Origin of the sequence: Corallococcus exiguus, assembly GCF_009909105.1 — a bacterium.
In the GTDB taxonomy this organism is placed as follows: Bacteria; Myxococcota; Myxococcia; order Myxococcales; family Myxococcaceae; genus Corallococcus; species Corallococcus exiguus.
The window spans coordinates 56006-71267 of sequence record NZ_JAAAPK010000018.1; the positions used below are offsets into that span (position 1 = coordinate 56006).

A 15262-nucleotide genomic window follows, 5' to 3' on the forward strand; every position below is an offset into this window, starting at 1 on the left:
GCGGCGGCGGGTTGGGGTTGGAGGAGTCACGTGCTTCGCGTTTTCCACCACTATTTTTCAGCCAAGAAACTGACGTTCTTCCTCGCCGAGTCCTCGGCGATCGCGCTGGCCTGTGTCGCGGGTGCCGCGGCCTGCGCGGCCCTCTTCGCGCCCCTGGGTTCCCAGCCGCCGTTCGCCACGCTGTGGCCGACGTTGGTGGGACTGGGCCTGGCCTTCGTTGTCACCTTCCAGTTCACGCTGTACCTGTTGGACCTGTATGACCTGCGCATCGCGGCCGAGGACCGGACGCGCGGCTACCGCTTCCTCAAGGCCGCGGGCGTCACCGCGATGGTGGCGGGTGGCGTGATGCTGCTCCTGCCGCTGGCCCTGCCGGTGGTGCTGCCTCCGGGCACGCTGCTGGGTGGCGCGATGGGCGCCCTGGCCGGCACCCTGGTGGTGCGCGTCTCCATCCGGGCGCTGGTGGGTGAACCCGACGCGGTGCTTGTCGTCGGTGATGGCCTCAAGGCCCGCGCGGTGGCGAGCGCCATCGAAGACGGCGGCGAGGGTTCCTTCCGCGTGGTGGCCCTGGTGGACCCGCGCAAGGTGGAGGAGCCGCTGGACGCGATGGCGGCTCGGCTCAACGCCTCCTACGTGGTGCAGGCCGCGGATGACATGCGCGGCGCCAACTGGGTGGACTCGCTGCTGCGCTGCCGGCTGGACGGGCGGCGGGTGTACGACGCGGCGGGCTTCTGCGAGCGCGTGCTGCGCCGCATCCCGGTGCAGTTCTTGCGAGCGAGCGACTTCGCCTTCGCGGATGAGATGACGGTGTCGCCCCTGCGCCGGGCCTTCAAGCGCGTGTTCGACGTGGCGGTGGCGTCGCTGCTCCTCCTGATGGCTTCGCCCTTCCTCATCCTGGTGGCGCTGGCCATCAAGCTGGACTCCAAGGGCCCCGTCTTCTACCGGCAGGACCGAGTGGGCCTGGGTGGCCGCGCGTATCCGCTCTGGAAGTTCCGCAGCATGCGCACCGACGCGGAGAAGAACGGCGCGGTGTGGGCGCGCTCCAACGACGACCGCGTCACGCGGGTGGGCAAGTTCATCCGCAAGACGCGCATCGACGAGATTCCGCAGGTGTTCAACGTGCTGCTGGGCCACATGAGCTTCGTGGGCCCTCGTCCGGAGCGCCCGGTGTTCACCGAGCAGCTCAAGCAGCAGATTCCGTTCTACGGCGTGCGTGAGGCGGTGAAGCCGGGCATCACGGGGTGGGCGCAGATCCGCTACCCCTACGGCGCTTCGGTGGAGGACGCGCGCAACAAGCTGGAGTTCGACCTGTACTACGTGAAGAACGGGTCGCTGTTCCTCGACGTCGGCATCATCTTCCACACCGTCCGGCACGTGCTGTTGGGGCGGGGTGCTCGGTAGCTCGGTTCAGTAGTAGGCGTTGATGACCGTCCGCGGCCTCCGGTTGTCGGGGGAGGCCGGGATGCCAAGGGTGGGTAGCCATGGATTGGGATGGGCGAGGGGGTCGGAACATGGTGGGCATGGACGTGGACGCACCGTTCTCAGAGCAGTGGAACCAGGACGACGCGCGCAACAAGCAGCAGGCCGTGGAGCGCAACGAGCTGCTGCAGGCGCCGAAGAACCGTCCCACGCGCATCGTCGCGATGGGCGGCGGTACGGGCCTGCCCATGGTGCTCAAGGGGCTGGCCCGGCGCGCGGCCCCCAAGGGCGGCCAGCCAGGCGTGGACATCACCGCGGTCGTGGCGATGAGCGACGACGGCGGCAGCTCCGGCCGCCTGCGCCGCCAGCACGGCGTGCTGCCCCCGGGTGACATCCGCAACTGCCTGGTGGCGCTCGCGGGTGGCAAGAGTGCACTGAAGGACGTGTTCCAGTACCGCTTCGGCGGCGCGAAGGGCCTCGCCGGCCACGCGGTGGGCAACCTGCTCATCGCCGCGCTCGCGGAGCTGAAGGGCGACTTCCTGGAGGCGGTGCGGCTGTCCGGGGAGCTGTTGGGCGCGCAGGGCCAGGTGCTGCCGAGCACGCTCGCGTCGGTGCAGCTCGTCGCCCAGATGCATGACGACACGGAGGTCGTGGGCGAGCGCAACATCTGCCGCGCCCAGGGCCGCGTGCGCCGCGTGTCGCTCAGCCCTCGTTCTCCTCCGCCGGTGGACGGCCTGCTGGAGGCCATCTATTCGGCGGACCTCATCGCCATCGGGCCGGGCTCGCTGTACTCGAGCGTGCTGCCCAACCTGCTGGTGGACGGCGTGGCCCAGGCGCTGAAGGAGACGCGCGCGCTGAAGGTCATGGTGGCCAACCTGATGACCCAGCCGGGTGAGACGGACGGCATGAACTGCCTGGACCACGTGCAGGCCGTCATCGACCACGTGGGGCCGGTGCTGGACGCGGTGCTCGTCAACGGCCGGGCGCCCAATGAGGATGCCATCCAGCGCTATGCGCGCAAGGGCTCCTTCATGGTCACGGCGGAGACGCGGGAGCTCTTGTCCTCCGGCGTGATTCCGGTGCAGGCGGACCTCCTCAAGGAAGGTTCCAAGATCCGACACGACAGCCGCAAGGTCGCTGCCTGCCTGCTGAAGATGGCGCGCAGCGGGTTGTAGGCCGCATTGGCCATCACCACCTTGGGGCCCGCGAACATGGAAGCCATTCAACTATCGACTGCCCCCCAGGTCGTGGAAGTCAACGACCGGGCGGACTTCATGTCCCTGGAAGCCGAGTGGAATCAGCTCGTGGAGACGACCTCCCACGAGCTGTTCTACCGGCATGAGTTCCTGCGGCTGTGGCTGGACAACTTCGCCGCCGGGGCACGCATGCGCGTGCTGCTGATGCGCGGCGAGGATGGAACGCTCACCGCCGCGCTGCCGCTGGTGGAGGAGCGCACGTCGATGTACGGCGTTCCTGTCCGCCAGCTCACCTCCGCGGCCAACGCGCACTCCTGCCGCTTCGACATGCTGGCGCGGGAGCCGGATGCCGCGGCCCAGGCATTCCTCGCGCACCTGCGCGCGACGGGCGGCTGGGATGTGCTGCGGCTGACGGACGTGCCGGACGGCGGCGTGGGCTTCCGCCTGATGGAGGCCGCGAAGCAGGCCCGCTTGCCGGTGGGCGAGTGGGAGTCATTGCAGTCGCCCTATGTGCCGCTGCCCGCGAAGAAGGACGCGTACTTCGCGAAGCTGCCGTCCAAGTTCAAGGCCAACTGCCGCCGCCGGCGCCGCAAGCTGGAGGAGAAGGGGAAGGTCACCTTCGAGCGCATCTCCGGCGGGCTGGACCTGGAGGGCACGCTGGAGGAAGGGCTGCTGCTGGAGCAGAGCGGCTGGAAGGGCGCGAATGGCACGGCCATGGCGCAGGACGCGAAGACGCGCGGCTTCTACACGGAGCTGGCGCGGGACTCGGCCTACCGCAAGCGGCTGGCGCTGTACTTCCTGCGCGTGGACGGGCGCGCGGTGGCGTTCCAGTACGGCCTGGAGTTCGGCGGGCGCTACTTCCTGCTGAAGCCTGGCTACGACGAGTCCCTGAAGGAATGCAGCCCGGGGCAGCTCCTGATGGAGGAGGTGCTGGCGGACTGTCTGGACCGGGGGCTCACCGAGTTCGATTTCCTGGGGCCGGACATGGTGTGGAAGCGCGACTGGACGGATCAGGTCCGGCGGCACACCTGGCTCTATGTGTTCAATGACACCGCCTTCGGCCGGGCCCTGTGCGCGGCGAAGTTCCGGTGGGTACCGGCGGCGAAAGAGGTGGTGGCGCGATGGAAGAAGTGAAGACGACCGACAAGATGTTCGTGCCGTCCCTGCCCACGCTGTGGCCGGGCATGCTGATGGCCCCGCCGCGTCCGGGGGCGCTGCCGCCGTTCTCGTCTCCCAACGCGCGGTACTTCTACTTCGCGCGCAACGCCGTCTGGCTGACCATCAAGATGTTGCGCCTGGACGGCGGCGAGGTGCTGATGCCCGCCTACCACCACGGCGTGGAGGTGGAGGCGGTGGTGGACGCGGGCGCCATTCCGCGCTTCTACCGCGTGGGCAGCCGCTGGGACGTGGACGTGGCGGACGTGGCGAAGCGGATTACGCCGAAGACGCGCGCGCTCTATCTCATCCACTACGCGGGCTTCCCGGGGCCGGTGGACGCCATGCGCAAGCTGGCGGACGAGCACGGCATCCCGCTGATTGAGGACTGTGCGCTGTCGCTCCTGTCTTCGGACGGCGCGACGCCGCTGGGCACCACGGGCGACGTGGGCATCTTCTGCCTCTACAAGACCCTTCCGGTTCCCAATGGAGGTGCGCTGGTCGTCAACGGCAAGCGTTCGTACAGCCTGCCGGAGCCGCCGTCGCCGCCGCTGGCGTCCACCTTCAGCCACACCGTGTCCGCGCTGCTGCAGAACATGGAGCTGCGCGGCGGGGCGGTGGGCCGGGGGCTGCGCGGCCTGGTGCGCTCGGTGGGGCACGGCACGGTGAAGGCCGCGAGCATCGAGCGGGTGGCCACGGGCACGCAGCACTTCGACCGGCGGCACGTGGACCTGGGCATGAGCCCGCTGACGAAGCGGATTGCCCTGGCGCAGGACCTGGAGTCCATCGTCGAGGCGCGCCGCCGCAACTACTTCCTGCTGCTGGGCCGGCTGCGCGACGTGTCGCCGCCGCTCTTCAACCAGCTGCCTCCGGGCGTCAGTCCTCTGTTCTACCCGATGGTGGTGCAGGACAAGGAGCTGCTGCTGGCGAAGCTGCGAGAGAAGGGCATCGACGCCATCGACTTCTGGAAGCGCTTCCATCCCGCGTGCGACCCGTCGGAGTTCCCGGAGGTCGCGCAGCTGCGGCGCACGATCCTGGAGATTCCGTGCCACCAGGATCTGTCGCCGGAAGTCATGGGGCAGGTGGCGGACGTGGTCCGGGAGGCGCTGAAGTCCGAGCGCCGGCCGAGCAAGCGCGCGTCGTGAGGGAACAGGGGCTGGCTCCCGGGTTGCAATCGCCCCCGGGGGCCGGGGCATTGCTTCGGGAAAGGCATCAGGGTGACGCGGTGATCCGCGAAGACGAGTTGACGTCGGGGCCGAGGTTGGCGCCGCGGCTGGACGTGGCAGCGGTGGGCAGTGCCTCGCAGCTGGCGGGGATGCGGGCGGAGTGGAACTCGCTGCTGGACGCGAGCACGGCCGGTCCGTTCAACGCGTGGGAATGGCTGTATCCGTGGTGCCGGCGCATCTCGCCTGACGTGCGGCCGCTGGTGCTGACGGCGCGCGACAGGCTGGGCACGCTGGTGGGCCTGTTGCCGCTGGGCTTGGAGCACCGCTGGGTGAATGGCATGCGCGTGCGGCGCCTGGGCTTCCTGGGTGAGACGCACGTGGGCAGCGACTACCTGGACGTGGTGGCGCGCAAGGGCCGTGAGGCGGAGGTGGCCCGGACGTTCTTCAACGTGCTCCAGGGGCTGCGCGACGAGTGGGACGTGCTGGATTTGACGGACCTGCGCGAGGGTTCGACGACGCTCGGCGTGGCGCGCGAGGTGTTTGGCGACGTGCGCGTGACGGAGCGCTACGTGTGCCCGTACGAGACGCTGGTGCCGGGCGAGCCGTTCGATGCGTTCCTCAAGCGCACGGGCCGCCGGGACAACTACCTGCGCCGCCGCAAGTGGCTGGAGAAGCAGGACGGCTACCGCATCGAGCGCACGGACGCGCCGGGTGCGCTTGCCGGGCCGATGACGGACTTCTTCCGGCTGCATGCGCTGCGCTGGTCCTCGGATGGAGGGTCGCAGGGCATCAAGGGCGCCGGGGTGGAGGCGTTCCATCGGGACGCGACGCAGTGGTTGGCGGAGCGGGGCCGGCTGCGGATGTACACGATGAAGGTGGGCGGCCAGGCGGTGGCGTCCGTGTACGGCATCCTGCATGGCCAGACGTTCGTGTACTTCCAGTCCGGCTATGACCCGGCGTGGCGCAACCGCAGCGTGGGCCTGGTGCTGGTGGGCGAGACGTTCAAGGACGCCATCGACATGGGCCTGACGGAGTACGACTTCCTGCGAGGCACGGAGACGTACAAGTCCGACTGGGTGACGAAGCAGCGCCAGACGGTGTCCCTGCGCGCGCACGGCGCGGGCTTCGCGGGCACGTGGTTCACGCGCTCCGAGGAGTGGGCCCGCCAGACGCGCAACGCGGTGAAGGGTGTGCTGTCGGATGAACTGGTGGAGAAGGTGCGCCGGTTCCGTCGGCGGAAGGCCGCGGTGCATTGACGCTCGGTGGCGGCGTGGCGGATCCTGGCGGGTGCCATGGAGAAGCTGCGCTGCGCTGTCCTGGATGACTATCAGGGTGTTTCAACGCGGCTCGCGGATTGGTCTTCCGTGAGCGGACAGGTCGAGGTGACGGTGCTCCGCGAGCACTTCTCCGGTGAGGAGGAGTTGGTCGCGGCGCTGTCGCCGTTCGACCTGCTCGTCGTCATGCGGGAGCGCACGCCGTTTCCGAAGTCACTGCTCGAGCGGCTGCCACGGCTGCGGTTGCTGGTGACGACGGGGATGCGGAATGCGTCCATCGATGTGGCCGCGGCCACCGCGCGCGGCGTGACGGTGTGCGGGACGGCGAGCGCGACCGAGCCTCCGGTGGAGTTGACGTGGGCGTTGATATTGGCGCTCGCGAGGAACGTGGTGGGGGAGAGCACGGCGTTCCGGCAGGGGGGCCCGTGGCAGCACTCGGTGGGCGTGGACCTGCACGGGAAGCGGCTGGGGCTCCTGGGCCTGGGGAAGATCGGGAGCCGGGTGGCTCGCGTGGGTGCGGCGTTCGGGATGGACGTGATCGCTTGGAGCCCGAACCTCACGGACGCGCGGGCCGCTGAAGTCGGGGTGACGCGGGCTTCGTCGAAGGAGGCGCTCCTGGAGACGAGCGACTTCGTGTCCATCCACCTGGTTCTGGGCGAGCGTTCGCGGGGGCTGGTGGGGCGTGCGGAGCTCGCGAGGATGCGGCCCACGGCGTACCTCATCAACACGTCGCGCGCGGCCATCGTGGATCAGGCGGCGCTGGTCGAGGCGCTCCAGCAGGGTGTCATCGAGGGCGCGGCGGTGGATGTCTTTGAAACAGAGCCGGTGCCCACGGACGACGTGCTGCGGACGCTGCCGAATCTGCTGGCGACGCCGCACCTGGGATACGTGTCCCAGGGGAACTACGCGACGTACTTCCGCGAAGCCGTGGAGGACATCCGGGCGTTCCTCGACGGCGCGCCCATCCGCAGGCTGGGATGAGGCTCAGGGAAGGTTGTCGGGTTCGCTTGTGAAGAGCGCGTGAAAGAGCGTCGTCTTCGGAGGGGACTTCCAGCCCACGAAGACGGGCGCTGGGTGGTTGGCGATGTCTGGTGGCAGCAGGCTCAAATCCATCGCGGACTCCATGAGTCTCGCCATCGTGACCGCGGGCTCTGTGGCGGGAGGCTCCAGGTCGAGTTGCCGGAAGATCCGGCGCTCGCCGTACTCAAACTGGACCCGATACACGGTGTAGACGGGCGCGATGATGCTGGCGCAGCCGACGTAGACCCAGTGCAAGCCGGACCGCTCAGGAGAACGCCTTGGGTAGATGGCGCACCAGAAGCATCCATCCCGAGACGTCGTGATGTCTCCGATGGCGTTCTGGGCAAATGCCTGATCGAGTTGATCGATCAATACGTCCCAGGGCCCAGGCTCCGCGAGCTTCTTGCGCCAGAGCGCATGGAGCAGATGTGCTTCGGGGCTGGGTTCCTGATTGGGATCTTCCTCAGAGGGCCAGTAGGTCCGCGCAATCTCCAGCAACTTCTCTAGGGATGGAACCATGGGCTACATGCCTCCGCTGGTGGTTGGCCCCGAAGGTGTCACCACGACGGGCTTGATGCCCATGGCACAGACCTTCGTGACTCGAGCACCGTCAATGGCCGCCTTGAGCGTCAGGTCGTAGAAGGTCTTGAATTCCTCGCAGGCAATTCCGATGGGCGTGGCTGGCGTCGCGCCAGAGAAAGTGGTCCTCGCTGCCTGATTCGCGCAACTCGCGGAGAGGCTTTGGGCTTGTTCCATGGAGATCGCTCCCTGCGCACCGTTGACGATGGGCATCTCCACGCCGAACTTGCAGTAGAGCAACTCTCCCGTGTCACGGGCGATGCCGACGTGGAGACAGGCTGCCATCCAGCCACCTGGTTTCTTTCCACGCTGCTTCACCACTTCATGAAAGACGAAGTGACGGGGGCGCAGGGCGCCCTCTACATACGTCGCGGAACCGCCTGTCGCGCAGGCGGATGACAACGCGACGCCGCACAGCGTGACCGCGGCCTTCCAGAAGCCTGACACACCCATGGCCCACCTCCAGGGGTGACACACTTCACGGGGCCGGAAGTCCGGCCCCTCACAGCGCACAGCCTACTGCTACGGCTGAGCGACCTGCTCGCGCAGCTGGGCGATGGCGGGGGCCAGCTGCGGGGGCTGCATGTTCTTCGGCACTTCCACCGTGAAGCGTTCGAAGTGCTCCAGCGCTCCGGCCTTGTCGCCCCGGCGCAGCGACAGGCTGCCCAGGAAGATGAGCGCCTCCTGCGCGTCCGGCCACGTGTCCACCAGCTCCATCAGCTCCTGCTCCGCGCCCTGCAGGTCGCCCTGCGACGCCGCGCGCAGCACGCCCCGGTGCACCCGCAGCTCCACGTTGAACGGATCCACCGCCAGGCCCTTCAGCGTCACCTTCAGCGCTTCGTCGAACTGCTGCTGACGGATGAGCTCGTGGCTCAGCATCGACGCGGCCTCCACGTCGCCCGGGTTCGACGCCAGCCGCTGACGCGCCTGCTCCAGCTCGTCGTTCATCTCGGGCATCTGCGGCATCTGCTGCTGGGCCATGCCCGGCGGCGTCGCGCCCGTGCCCATCTGGCCTTCTTCGCGCGGCTTCTGCTCGGAGACGAGCAGGTAGCCCAGCCCTCCGAAGAAGACCACCACGCCCGCGCCCCACAGCGCGCCCACCATCTGCGGGTTGCGCGACGCCCAACCCGAGGGCGCCGGCACGTTGCGCGCGGGCGCCTTCACTCCCGCCGCCTGCCGCTTCTGGTGCTCGTCCTTCGCGCGCAGCGCCGCGGCCGCTTCCTTCTCCAGCCGCGCCTTCTCCGCCGTGTAGTGCTCCGCGGTGAAGTGGTGCTTCTCCGCCTCCAGCGTGCGCAGCTGCTCGATGAGCGACTGCGCCCGCTGCGCCAGGTCGTCCGCCGTTCCGTCCGCCTTCGCCGTGGTGTCCGACGGCAGCGCGCTCCCCGTCTTCATCTTCATGTAGAGGAGCCACGCGGCCGCCAGCACGAAGGCGACCGAGAGGACGATGATTCCGGGCAACCAGTTGGTGGGCTCGGGCTGCATGGCTTAGCGCTCCAGCTCCCGGCGCACGGCCTGGAGGTAGGGGTCCGCTTCGTCCGTGGACGGCGCGGGGGTGGAAGGGGAGGGGGCCGGCGCGGCTTCCGCGGGCGCGGCGGCCTCTGGCAATGGCTGACGCTGCTTCAGGATGACGAAGAGGCCGCCCAGCACCAGCGCGACCGGCCCCAGCCACACGAACCAGTTGAAGCCCTCCGCGCGCGGCTCCAGCAACACCCACTCGCCGTAGCGCGCCACGAAGTAGTCGACGATTTCGGTGTCCGTCTTTCCGTCGGAGACCAGCTCGCGCACCTTGTCCAGCTGCGCGCGCGCCATGGACGACGGGCTGTCCGCCACCGACAGGCCCTGGCACACCGCGCAGCGCAGTTTCTTCGCCAGCTGCTGCACTCGCGCCTCCTGGGCCGGCGCGAGAGGCTCACTCGCGGCCTGCTGCGGCGCGAACTGCCCCGTGGCAAGGCTCAGGGCGAGGGTCAACGAGACGAGGACGGCATTCATCGGGGGCTCCAGCGGGGGCCGTCCCTAACTACCGCCCCCTGACGGGTATTGCACACGGAATCCTGGGCCGCACGCCCGCCGCCCGGGCAGCCCTTCCGATTGAAGCCAGCGGCCTAGCCCCGGTAGCCCGAGTCGGGCTCGGTCTCCAGGTCCTGGTCCGGATCGTACGGGTCGTCCTCCGGCGGCAGGTACTCCGCCGGCTCGTCGCGGCCCAGCGCGTGGCGCACGGCATGGAAGCCCACCGCCCCCAGGCCCAGGAGGAACGCGATGGGGCCCACCGCGAGCTTCACCCCCGCGAGCGCCCAGAGCAGGCTCACGCTCACCGCGCCCACCGGCACCCACCGCAGGAAGGCCGGGCGCTCCACGTCCGTCCGCAGCGCCGCGAGCACGAGCAGCGACAGGAGCGCCAGCAGCGGCAGCTCCGACAACGGCAGGTCCCAGCCCGAGCGCGACGCGACGCCGCCCCCCGCGCTGTAGAGAGAGTCGTCCGAGGGCCGCGTGGTGGGAATCACGCGCAACTCGGCCGGCACGCTGCGCACGCCGCCCGGCACCGGCGCGTTGTCCGGCAGCGCCGAGCCGTCCGCCATCACCTTGCCCCACGACAGGAAGAGCGCCACCACGCACACCGCCACGCCCGCCAGCGCCACCACCCGGGGGAAGCGCAGGAGCGAGCGCAGGTCGAAGTCGCGCGCCACGCCGTCCGGCTCCGCGATGACCAGCTTGTACTGCTCCACGGCGATGAGCGCCGTCCCCGCCGCCCAGATGGGGAAGAGCAGGTTGAAGCCGGACAGCAGCCGCACGGACAGCGCCAGCAGCAGCAGCGTGAACGCGGCGGGGATCTCCGGCCGCATCAGCACCAGCGGCACGGAGTCCACCCAGCCGGGCGCGTTGCCGTCGCGGCGCAGCTCCCGCGCGACGAGCGCCACGCAGCCCACCAGCGACAGCAAGGTCCCCAGCACGCCCACGCTGGGGAAGAAGGGCAGGATGGACAGCACCAGCGAGAACGCCACCAGCCCCACGCCCAACACGCTCTGCGAGTGGCCCGGCACGTCCTTCAGCCAGGGGGGGCCCGTGTACGGATCCTCGTCCTCGAACTCCTCCGGCGGAGGCTGTGCCTTGGAGCCGCGTGGGGGCTGAGCGCCGCTGGCCTGGCGCCGGTCTTCCTCCTCTTCGTCCAGGATCTCCGCCGCATAGGCCGGCTCGGTCATGGGACGGCTGGGGCGGTTGCTCCTGGCGCTGCTGGCTCGGGGCGGGGGCGCGGGACGTGCGGGCATTTTCGCGCCGCAGTTCTCGCAGTACATCAAGCGGACGTCCGCCGCGCTTTCACCGCACTCGGGGCACTGCATGGGAAGCCCACCTCGCTGGAGCAGGGGCCGGGGGAAGCCCTCGCGAACGACGCCGACAGATGGGACTTACTACGGATTCCAGGCCTCCCGCGAGGCGGCCCCGGGCCTCCCTCTTCCGGCTCCCGGGTGCCTGCCTTCCAAGCGGGCGCAAGTTGACTCAGTTTTGACGCGCGGCTTCCGCGGTGGGACGGGCCGCCGGCTGGGTCAGCTCCTGCACCCGGGTGGCCAGCGTCTTCGGGTCGATGGGACCCACGTGCTTGCCGCGGATGATGCCCTGCGCGTCGATGAAGTACGTTTCCGGGACGCCCGCGACGCCGTAGTCCACCGCCATGCGCGAGCGCTCATCCATCAGCTGCGGGAAGCTCGCGCCCATGCGGCGCAGGAAGTCGCGCGCGTTGGGCTCCGTGTCCTCGAAGACGACGCCCATGAACACGGCCTGGGAGCCCAGCTCGCGCGCGCCCCACTCGAGCACCGGGTGTTCGTACTTGCAGGGCCCGCACCACGACGCCCAGAAGTTGATGACCACCGGGCGGCCCTTCAGGTCCGCCAGCTTCACGGCGTCGCCGCCGTCCAGCGGCTTGAGTGTGAAGTCCGGCGCGGCCGCACCCTTCAGCATGAAGGGCACCTCGTGAGGGTTCCGCCCGAAGCCCTGGAAGAGGACGAAGAGCAGCGCCGCCCCCACCGCGGCGAACACCAGCGGAAGCCGCCAGCGCTTCATGCCGCACCCCGCTCGGCGTCCGTGCCCGGCAGGGGAGGCGAAGCTCCCACCGTCGGCGCGTCCGCGCGCAGCACCGCCGCCCGGCGCGAAGGCCATACGGCAATGAGCGTGCCCAGCATCAGGAGCGGCAGGCTGTACCAGATCCATCCCACCAGCGGGAACACCCAGACGTTGAAGCTCGCCGTGCCCGTCGTCTCGCTGAAGGCCATCAGCGAGATGTACAGGTCCTCCTTCGGCGACTCACGCACCGCGGGCGTGCCCACGGGGTCCGTGCTCCGCTCGTAGTAGTTCATGCGCGGGCGCGCCTCCGTCACGTCGCCGTTGGGCGCCGTCACCTCCAGGCGCGCGGCGACGAAGGTGCGGTGCGGCTCCTCGCCGCTGGACAGGCCCAGGTACTTCAGCTGGTAGCCGTCCAGCATCATGGTGCCGTCCTTCTTCAGCGTGCCGGACGTGTGCTTCACGTACGCGCTGGAGGCCGCCACGGCGACGATGATGAGCACGATGCCCAGGTGCACCACGTAGCCGCCGAAGCGCCGGCGCGACTTGCTCGTCGCGGTGGTCAGCGCCGTGACGAAGCCCTCCTTGCGCTCCGTCATTCGCACGCGCACCGGCACCACCAGCTCCCGCAGGGTGATGAGGGTGACGAAGCCCGCCAGGCCGAACGTGAGCAGCGGGTACACACCGCGCAGCCCCGCCGCGTAGCAGGCGATGGTGATGACCACGCCCACCGCCGCGGGGATGAGGAACTGCCGGCGCAGCGTGGCCTTGTCCGGCGTGCCCCACGGCAGCACCGGGCCCACGCCCATCAGGAAGAGCACCGCGATGCCGCCCGGCACCGCCATCTTGTTGAAGTACGGCTCACCCACGCTCACGCGGATGCCGCGCACGGCCTCCGACACCAGCGGGTAGAGCGTGCCCAGGAGCACCGTGAAGGTGATGGCCACGAACACCAGGTTGTTCACCAGGATGCTCGCCTCGCGCGACAGCAGCGACGAGAGCCGGCCCTCCGGCGCCAGCAGGTGGCCGCGCGTGGCCAGCAGGCCAATGCACACCACCAGCAGGACGGCGATGAAGACCAGGAACGTGGGCCCGATGTCCGACTGGGTGAACGAGTGCACCGAGTTGAAGATGCCGGAGCGGGTCATGAACGTGCCCAGGATGGTGAGCACGAACGACGCGAGCGCGAGGCTCAGCGTCCACAGCTTCAGCATCCGCTTGCGCTCCTGCACCATGGTGGAGTGCATGAACGCCGTCGCGGTCAGCCACGGCAGGAACGACGCGTTCTCCACCGGATCCCACGCCCAGTAACCGCCCCAGCCCAGCACGGCGTACGCCCACCACGAGCCCAGCACGATGCCCAGCGTGAGGAACATCCACGCGATGAGCGTCCAGCGCCGCAGGGGCGCCATCCACGCTTCACCAATCTCCCCGCGCAGCAGGCCCGCCACGGCGACGCCGAACGGCACCGTCATGCCCACGTAGCCCGCGTAGAGCATGGGCGGGTGGATGATCATCAGGAAGTGGTTCTGCAGCAGCGGGTTCGGGCCTGGACCGTCCGCCGGAACCGGCGACACGGCGCCCCAGGGGTTGGCGGGGCCCGCGATGAGGAAGGCGAAGAAGACGCCCACTGCCAGCATGGTGCCCAGCGCCAGCTGCATGTAGCGCGCGTGCTCCTTGCGGTGCACCCAGGCGAACGCCGCCAGGTACACGCCCATGATGAGGCCCCAGAAGAGGATGGAGCCTTCCAGCGCGCTCCACAGCGACACGATGGTGTAGATGAGCGGCGTCGCGCGGCTGCCCACCTGGGCCACGTACTTCACGCTGAAGTCGTGGTTGATGAGCGCTTCCACCATCACCAGGTTGCTGCCGATCATGCACGCGGCGAAGCCCCACACCGCGCGCAGCACCCAGGGGTAGCTGGCGTCGTTGCGGCGCATGCCGCCCACCAGGCCCAGAATGGCGCCGAACGCGGCGAAGGCCAGGCCCGCGAGGACCAGCCCATAGCCCAACATTCCGTTCACGGCGCCCCCGGCGGCGTCGCGGTCGCGGTGGTGGCACCTTCAGCCAGCGTGTCCTGCCACTTGCGCGGCTCCTCGCCTTCCTTGGGCGCGCGGTACTCGTTGGAGTGGTTCACCATCAGCCGGTTGGACGTGAAGACGCCGGACTTGTCGTAGGTGCCCTCCACCACGACGCCGATCTTCTCGCGGAACATCTGCGGGGGCGTCTCCAGCGAGCGCACGTGCACGCTCTTCGCGTTCGCGTCCGGGCCGTCCGCCACGCGGAAGTCCAGCGTGGTGTGGCCTTCATTCCACTGGATGCTGCCCGGCTGCACCACGCCGCCCAGGCGGATGGTGGCCGTGTAGGCCTTGTCGCCGTTGGAGATCAGCTCCGACGGGCTCCAGTAGTAGACGAGGTTGTCCCCGATGTTGCCGAAGGCGATGAAGCCAAGGCCAGCGCCGGCGAAGAGCAGGGCTCCCAGCGCGATGAGGCGGTTGCGGTTGACGGGCGTCATGGGCTCACTCCTTCGAATCGGCAGCGGCGCGGGGACGGCGCGCCCAGAGGGACACTGAGTAGAGCACGAAGGCGGCCACGGAGATGCCGTAGCAGGCCCCCACGTATCCCCAACCACCCTGGACACGGCCACTGCCCACCTGGGCCAGCAGCATCAGCGACGTCAGCGAGGTCATGTTCAGGCCACCTTCGAGGAATGGGTCGCGCGCTGCGCGGGGTCATCCGAGGGCAGCGCGTCCGGCAGCGCCACCTCCGCCTGCCGCTCCGCGAGCGCGATGCGGTAGCGGTGCACCATGAAGACGATGAGCAGCGCCAGCATGCCGAACGCCGACACGCGCAGCGGCAGCACCATCTGCGGGTCCACCGTCTTGGGGCTGGACTGCACCTGATGGAGGCTGCGCCACCAGCGCACGGAGAACCACACGATGGGCAGGTTGATGGCACCAATGATGGCCACCACCGCGCTCCACACCGCGCGCTTCTCCGGGTCTTCGACGAAGCGCCGCAGCACCAGGTAGCCGGTGTAGGACACCAGCAGGATGGCCTCGGACGTCAGGCGGGGGTCCCACGACCAGTACACGCCCCAGGTGGGGCGGCCCCAGATGGAGCCGGTGATCATGCCCAGCGTGCCGAAGAGCAGGCCGATTTCCGCCGAGGCCTCCGCCATCGCGTCCGTCTTCCATGACTGACGCAGCAGGTACGTCACCGCGGCCACGAAGTTGATGAACATGGCCATCATGGCCATCCACTGGAGCGGCACGTGGACGTACATGATGCGCTGTACTTCGCCCATCTCCCGGTCCGGCGGTGCCCACGCAAGGCCCAGCCACCAGCCCGCGCCCAGCAGCGCCAGCGTCACCGCCGGCAGGCCAAACTTGACGAACTTGTTCAT

16 protein-coding genes are annotated in these 15262 nt (G+C 69.2%); 6 read left to right on the forward strand and 10 right to left on the reverse strand.

The genetic code is table 11. The annotated features are described in order from the left end of the window. Nucleotides 1–30: 30 nt before the first annotated feature. From exoE to GTZ93_RS40650, 6 genes are all read left to right on the forward strand, one after another. On the forward strand, nucleotides 31–1398 hold the full coding sequence (exoE, locus tag GTZ93_RS40625) for a polyisoprenyl-phosphate hexose-1-phosphate transferase ExoE (RefSeq protein ID WP_139919517.1): 1368 nt from the start codon (nucleotides 31–33) through the stop codon (nucleotides 1396–1398). 110 nt (nucleotides 1399–1508) lie between these two features. Next, nucleotides 1509–2591 (forward strand): gluconeogenesis factor YvcK family protein, encoded by a 1083-nt coding sequence (locus tag GTZ93_RS40630; protein WP_120595990.1) that lies wholly within the window; start codon nucleotides 1509–1511, stop codon nucleotides 2589–2591. Nucleotides 2592–2627: 36 nt separating this feature from the next. Then, on the forward strand, nucleotides 2628–3746 hold the full coding sequence (locus GTZ93_RS40635; protein ID WP_139919518.1) for a GNAT family N-acetyltransferase: 1119 nt from the start codon (nucleotides 2628–2630) through the stop codon (nucleotides 3744–3746). Beyond that, nucleotides 3734–4912, forward strand: coding sequence for a DegT/DnrJ/EryC1/StrS family aminotransferase (locus GTZ93_RS40640; protein ID WP_167548721.1), 1179 nt, complete (start codon nucleotides 3734–3736; stop codon nucleotides 4910–4912). Before GTZ93_RS40635 ends, GTZ93_RS40640 begins: the two co-directional genes overlap by 13 nt. A gap of 80 nt (nucleotides 4913–4992) precedes the next feature. Next, a complete protein-coding gene (locus tag GTZ93_RS40645; protein ID WP_120578280.1) occupies nucleotides 4993–6189 on the forward strand; it encodes a GNAT family N-acetyltransferase in 1197 nt (398 codons plus the stop codon). A 36-nt stretch (nucleotides 6190–6225) separates the two neighbouring features. Continuing rightward, complete coding sequence (locus GTZ93_RS40650; RefSeq protein WP_139919519.1) at nucleotides 6226–7188, forward strand: D-2-hydroxyacid dehydrogenase family protein; 963 nt, start codon at nucleotides 6226–6228, stop codon at nucleotides 7186–7188. Between the two features lie 3 nt (nucleotides 7189–7191). On the opposite strand, the gene GTZ93_RS40655 is transcribed toward GTZ93_RS40650, so the two are convergent. The 10 genes from GTZ93_RS40655 to ccsA all read right to left on the reverse strand — a co-directional run bounded on the left by GTZ93_RS40655 (nucleotide 7192) and on the right by ccsA (nucleotide 15262). Next, nucleotides 7192–7746: a hypothetical protein gene (locus GTZ93_RS40655; protein ID WP_139919520.1), complete on the reverse strand. Its 555-nt coding sequence runs from the start codon at nucleotides 7744–7746 to the stop codon at nucleotides 7192–7194. 3 nt (nucleotides 7747–7749) lie between these two features. After that, the gene (locus GTZ93_RS40660) at nucleotides 7750–8259 is read right to left on the reverse strand and encodes a hypothetical protein (RefSeq protein ID WP_139919521.1); all 510 of its coding nucleotides are present in this window, start codon (nucleotides 8257–8259) and stop codon (nucleotides 7750–7752) included. Between the two features lie 69 nt (nucleotides 8260–8328). Next, nucleotides 8329–9288 (reverse strand): tetratricopeptide repeat protein, encoded by a 960-nt coding sequence (locus GTZ93_RS40665; protein WP_139919522.1) that lies wholly within the window; start codon nucleotides 9286–9288, stop codon nucleotides 8329–8331. A 3-nt stretch (nucleotides 9289–9291) separates the two neighbouring features. Beyond that, nucleotides 9292–9795 (reverse strand): cytochrome c-type biogenesis protein, encoded by a 504-nt coding sequence (locus tag GTZ93_RS40670; protein ID WP_161663342.1) that lies wholly within the window; start codon nucleotides 9793–9795, stop codon nucleotides 9292–9294. Between the two features lie 113 nt (nucleotides 9796–9908). Next, nucleotides 9909–11003, reverse strand: coding sequence for a zinc ribbon domain-containing protein (locus GTZ93_RS40675; RefSeq protein WP_139920518.1), 1095 nt, complete (start codon nucleotides 11001–11003; stop codon nucleotides 9909–9911). Nucleotides 11004–11298: 295 nt separating this feature from the next. Beyond that, nucleotides 11299–11859: a TlpA family protein disulfide reductase gene (locus tag GTZ93_RS40680; RefSeq protein ID WP_120578276.1), complete on the reverse strand. Its 561-nt coding sequence runs from the start codon at nucleotides 11857–11859 to the stop codon at nucleotides 11299–11301. Beyond that, the gene (locus GTZ93_RS40685; protein WP_139920520.1) at nucleotides 11856–13880 is read right to left on the reverse strand and encodes a heme lyase CcmF/NrfE family subunit; all 2025 of its coding nucleotides are present in this window, start codon (nucleotides 13878–13880) and stop codon (nucleotides 11856–11858) included. The genes GTZ93_RS40680 and GTZ93_RS40685 overlap by 4 nt, the downstream gene beginning before the upstream one ends. After that, on the reverse strand, nucleotides 13877–14371 hold the full coding sequence (locus tag GTZ93_RS40690) for a cytochrome c maturation protein CcmE (RefSeq protein WP_120578274.1): 495 nt from the start codon (nucleotides 14369–14371) through the stop codon (nucleotides 13877–13879). Before GTZ93_RS40690 ends, GTZ93_RS40685 begins: the two co-directional genes overlap by 4 nt. 4 nt (nucleotides 14372–14375) lie before the next feature. Beyond that, nucleotides 14376–14546, reverse strand: coding sequence for a hypothetical protein (locus tag GTZ93_RS42235; protein WP_167548723.1), 171 nt, complete (start codon nucleotides 14544–14546; stop codon nucleotides 14376–14378). Between the two features lie 2 nt (nucleotides 14547–14548). Beyond that, nucleotides 14549–15262: a cytochrome c biogenesis protein CcsA gene (gene ccsA / locus GTZ93_RS40695; protein ID WP_120578273.1), complete on the reverse strand. Its 714-nt coding sequence runs from the start codon at nucleotides 15260–15262 to the stop codon at nucleotides 14549–14551.